General features: G+C 31.9%; 2 protein-coding genes. Both read left to right on the forward strand.

Annotation, left to right across the window (positions count from 1 at the left end):
- Positions 1-84 precede the first annotated feature (84 nt).
- Positions 85-891 (forward strand): energy transducer TonB, encoded by an 807-nt coding sequence (locus tag Q0C58_RS02705; protein WP_290697152.1) that lies wholly within the window; start codon positions 85-87, stop codon positions 889-891.
- Positions 892-1081: 190 nt separating this feature from the next.
- Positions 1082-3217: a gliding motility protein RemB gene (locus Q0C58_RS02710; RefSeq protein ID WP_290697154.1), complete on the forward strand. Its 2136-nt coding sequence runs from the start codon at positions 1082-1084 to the stop codon at positions 3215-3217.
- The last annotated feature ends 130 nt before the right edge of the window (positions 3218-3347 follow it).

Raw genomic sequence — 3347 nt, forward strand, 5'->3', positions numbered from 1 at the left:
CGATACAAATTTGTATCGGGTTTTTTGGTTTTGGTATGCTTATTGTGTTTCCTTCATAATATTAACATGTAAACTTTAATAATTATGAACAATTCAAAGAAAAGTCACGATTTCGTTCGTCAAAACGAAAAAAACGTGCAGAAATCACAAAAACATGATGCAAATTTACAAAAAAACTCAACGCTGTACTTTCAGATTGGGTTAATTTTGTGTCTATTGGCTAGTTATGGCGCATTAGAGATGTCTTTTTCTACATCTAAAGAATATGTGTATGCTACTACTGAAAATGATGATGACACAATTTATGAGATGGATCCTGAGATTTACAAAATTATCAAGAAGGTAAAGCATGAGCCAAAAAAAGAGATAGCAAAGCCAGAACCTAAAAATCCCGATTTTAAAATTGTAGATGACAAAGTTGAAATTGAGAAGATAGAAAAGAAACTTGTTGAGGTTATCGTTCCAGATAATAAAAAGGTTGTGCTTAAAACTAGTGATCCAATTTTAGATATTGAAAACCCAGACGATAACAAACCAGTAAATATTATGGCTGTACAACAAGTGCCAATTTTTCCAGGTTGCGAAAGAGAAACAACTAACGACGGAAGAAGAAAATGCTTGTCTGAAAAGCTTTCTAGATTAGTACAAAGAAAATTTGATGTTGATATTGCAACAGATTTAGGTATAACTGGAAAACAAAAAATCTATGTGTCTTTTAAAATTAATAAGCTTGGTGAAGTAGAAATTATAGAAACTAAAGCTAAACATAAAGACCTAGAAAAAGAAGCTAATCGTGTGGTAAGAAAAATCCCAACCATGCAACCTGGTAAAAATAATAACGAACCAGTTGAGGTGTCTTATATGCTTCCAATACAATTTAACATTCAGTAATACTTACTATTACAATAGTTTAAAACCGTTATTACCTTTGGTAATAGCGGTTTTGGTTTTTAATAATGTTACAATAAGTGCATAGTGTAGATTTCTGTTAAAATTGTAATTTCATTAAAACAAAACGCTTACTGTGGTATTTTAACGATAAAATGTTATCTTTCGACGAAATTAAATGACCGTTCAACAGATGAGATATTATATATTCATTGTATTACTTTGCTTTCAGTCTTTGGTATTTGCTCAAGATTATAACGAAAAACCTCCAGTTTTCGATGCCTGTAAGGAAGAACCAATGGCAAATCTTCAAAAATGTTTCGATACTCAGGTATTCAATTTATTATACGAAAACTTTAAAGCACCAGAAACAGTAACGAAAGCCAATTACAAAGGAGAAGTAGTTATTTTATTAGAAGTCGATAAAGAAGGAGGTTTTAGAACCATGTACGTAGATGCAATTTATCCAGAGTTAAAAGTAGAAGCTACTCGTGTTATTGCAGCATTTCCAGAAGTAGAACCAGCAACTTATAACGGTAATCCAACATACAAACAGTACTCTATTAACTTAAAAATTCCTTTAGAAGACCAAACAGGTATTATCAAGGATTTAGCGCTTCAAAATAAAAACGAGAATAAAAGCGACAACAATAATAGAGTAGTAGAAGAACTCAATGCTTTAGAATTAGCTGCAAAAAAAGAATTGGACAAGGTAAATTCAGAATATAAAAAATATGATAATAGCGAATATTCAAGTCAGTTAAATATTCCGTTCTCACATGAAAATTATGCTCAATTCGATCGTGCTACTAATTTAATAGGCACAAATAGCCATACAGCCTCTAAACCATTTATATATGAAGACGTTTCAACATATCATGATTTTAATGCTAAAAATGAAGCCTTAAAAAAAGAAACACAAACGTGGATAGGAAAAAAACTATGGAACGAACATTTAGTACAAATACAAGGTGAAGATTATTGGTTTACAGTAGATCCTATTTTCGATTTACAAGCAGGAAAAGATACAGACGCAGATTTTGGTTCCACTTTTAATAACACAAGAGGTGTGTTTATTCAAGGAGGATTAGGCAAGAAGTTTAATTTCTCTGCTTCGGTTTACGAAAACCAAGGTCGTTTTGCACAATATTTTAATGAATATGCAGAGAGTATTAGACCAGAAGGTGGAGATCCAGCAATAATTCCAGGTCGTGGTATTGCTAAGCGTTTTAAAGAAGATGCTTACGATTATCCTGTAGCAGAAGCATACTTATCTTACACACCTTCAAAATTTATAAATGTTCAGTTTGGACATGGAAAGAATTTTATTGGTGATGGTTACCGTTCGTTATTGCAAAGTGATGTGGCAAGTCCGTATCCATATTTAAAATTAAACACTAAATTTTGGAAAATTAAATACACCAATACTTATACTTGGTTAAAAGATGTTAGACCAGAAGTTACTGAAGATGGCGCCTTTTTAACAAAGTATATTGCCAACCACTATTTAAGTTGGAATGTAAATAAACGCTTAAATTTAGGCATATTCGAATCTGTTATTTGGGCAAATACAAACGATAGAGGTTTCGATGTTAATTACTTAAATCCTATTATTTTTTATCGTGCTATCGAGTTCGAAACTGGTCAAGACGCAGGAAATGCTATAGTTGGAGCTTCAGCTAAATATAAACTTAGCGATAATTTTAATATGTATTCTCAATTTGTGTTAGATGAATTTTCTTTAAGTGATGCCAAAGGCGGAAATGGCAGCTGGAAAAACAAATTTGGTTTACAATTAGGTGCAAAATATTACAACGCTTTTAAAGTAAAAGACCTCATACTTCAAGCGGAATATAATGCAGTGCGACCTTACACTTATTCTCACAACACAATAACGCTAAACTATGCGCACAATAACCAACCAATGGCACATCTTTGGGGAGCAAACTTTAGAGAGCTAGTTTTAATTGGACGTTACAGATACAAGCGTTGGTTTGGTGAAGCTAAACTAATAGCAGGTGTTCGTGGTTTCGATATAAACGATGGAACTGATAATTTTAATTACGGAAGCGATATTTTTAGAAATGAAGTGGATAGACCTTTCGATTCTGGTGTGGAAATTGGGCAAGGCATAAAAACCAATACTATTAATGCGAGCGTTCAAGGTGGTTATTTAATAAACCCAGCTTCAAATTTAAAAGTCTTTGCTAATATTAGCTATCGTAATTTTAATCCTGAAGCCGAAACAATGTCTGTGTTAAATAACAGTACTGTTTGGTTTAATTTTGGGATTAGAACAGATTTATTTAATTGGTATTTTGATTTGTAAATTGAAAAAAGCAACCTTTTTTGAAAACCAAAAAACACCAATTTTACCTTAATTACGGTTTTTACCGTAATTAAAAATGTTAAAATTTACAGTTTTCACCTGTTTTTAGTAAAAATACGTAGTTCTACGT

The organism is Lacinutrix sp. (assembly GCF_023299985.1).
In the GTDB taxonomy this organism is placed as follows: Bacteria; Bacteroidota; Bacteroidia; order Flavobacteriales; family Flavobacteriaceae; genus Lacinutrix.